Here is a 1,918-nt window from a genome sequence, read left to right as displayed (position 1 = left end):
GCGTGCGCCGTCCCGGTCGCCCTTGGTGATACGGGCCTGCAGTTCCTCGAGTGCCCACCGCGATCCGGCCTCGCCGCGCGCCGCGAAGGCCCGCTCTCGTGGCCACACCACGACCGCGGCCCGCCGGCCACGGCGCCGTCACCCCCGCGGGCTAAGCCCGGCTCTCCTTCTCCTCCGGTGCCTCCTCTGCCTCCTCCGGTGCCCCCTTCAGCAGCACGGTGAGCAGCCGTACGGCCCCCCGCTTGTGCAGTGGGTCGTTGCCGTTGCCGCACTTGGGGGACTGGATGCAGGACGGGCAGCCGGAATCGCACTCGCAGGAGGCGATGGCCTCGCGGGTGGCGGCGAGCCAGGCGCGGGCGGTGTGGAAGGCGCGCTCGGCGAAGCCCGCGCCGCCGGGGTGGCCGTCGTAGACGAACACCGTGGGCAGCAGCGTGTCGGGGTGCAGGGGGATGGAGACACCACCGATGTCCCACCGGTCGCAGGTCGCGAACAGGGGCAGCATGCCGATCGAGGCGTGCTCGGCGGCGTGCAGCGCGCCGCCGAGGATCTCCGGGTGGATCCGGGCCTCGTCGAGCTGGTCCTCGGTGACCGTCCACCACACCGCGCGGGTGCGCAGCGTACGAGGAGGGAGGTCGAGTTTCGTCTCGCCCAGCACTTCGCCGGTGATCAGACGCCGGCGCAGGAAGGAGACCACCTGGTTGGTGACCTCGACGGACCCGTAGCACAGGCGGCCGTCGCCCCAGGGGACCGCGGTGTCCGTCTCCAGGACGGAGATCGCCGTCGTGTCGCGGGCGACCGTCGTGTACGGCGGGCGTGCCTCCTCGACCAGGGCGACCGAGTCGTCCAGGTCGAGGGAGCGCACCAGATACGTACGGCCCTGGTGCAGGTGGACCGCGCCCTCGTGCACCGTCGTGTGCGCGGCGCCCGCGTCGACCGTGCCGAGCAGCCGCCCGGTGCCGGTCTCGACGATCTGAACCGGCCGTCCGCCCTCGCCGCGGATGTCGGTGAGGTCCGCGGCCCGCTCCCGGCGGGTCCAGTGCCAGGCCTTCGTCCGCCGGCGCAGCAGCTTCGCGGTCTCCAGCTGCGGCAGCAGCTCCGGGCAGGCGGGTCCGAACAGCTCGACGTCCTCCTCGGTGAGCGGCAGCTCGGCGGCGGCCGCGCACAGGTGCGGGGCGAGGACGTAGGGGTTGTCGGGGTCGAGGACCGTCGATTCGACCGGCTGGTCGAACAGGGCCTGGGGGTGGTGGACGAGGAAGGTGTCCAGCGGGTCGTCGCGGGCAATCAGGATCGCCAGGGCGCCCTGGCCGGAGCGGCCCGCGCGGCCCGCCTGCTGCCACAGGGACGCGCGGGTGCCCGGGTAGCCGGCGATCAGTACGGCGTCCAGGCCGGAGACGTCCACGCCCAGTTCCAGGGCGGTCGTGGCGGCCAGGCCCAGCAGCTCGCCGGAGTGCAGGGCGCGTTCCAGGGCCCGGCGCTCCTCGGGCAGGTAGCCGCCCCGGTAGGCCGCGACACGCCGGGCCAGCGACCGGTCGGCCTCGGCCAGCCGTTCCTGGGCGATCACCGAGATCAGCTCGGCGCCGCGCCGGGAGCGTACGAAGGCGACGGAGCGCACGCCCTGCAGGGTGAGGTCGGTCAGCAGGTCGGCCGTCTCGGCGGTGGCGGTGCGCCGGACGGGCGCGCCCCTCTCGCCCTGCAGTTCGGTGAGTGGGGGCTCCCAGAGGGCGAACACCAGTTCACCACGGGGCGAGGCGTCGTCGGCCACCTCGACCACGGGCAGACCGGTGAGGCGGCCGGCGGCCACCGAGGGCTCGGCGGCGGTCGCCGAGGCCAGCAGGAAGACCGGCGAGGAGCCGTAGCGCGCGCACAGCCGGCGCAGGCGGCGCAGCACCTGGGCGACGTGCGAGCCGAAGACGCCCCG

Annotated in this window: 1 protein-coding gene; it reads right to left on the bottom strand. The window is 74.6% G+C overall.

Annotation, left to right across the window (positions count from 1 at the left end):
• Nucleotides 1-151: 151 nt before the first annotated feature.
• On the bottom strand, nt 152-1,918 hold a 1,767-nt coding region (locus C1I97_RS36285; RefSeq protein WP_111007163.1), incomplete at its 5' end, for a Zn-binding domain-containing protein.

It is taken from the genome of Streptomyces sp. NTH33, from assembly GCF_003236365.1.
In the GTDB taxonomy this organism is placed as follows: Bacteria; Actinomycetota; Actinomycetes; order Streptomycetales; family Streptomycetaceae; genus Streptomyces.
The sequence above is the reverse complement of the archived record's forward strand: the minus strand, read 5'-3'. Positions and strand labels throughout refer to the sequence as shown.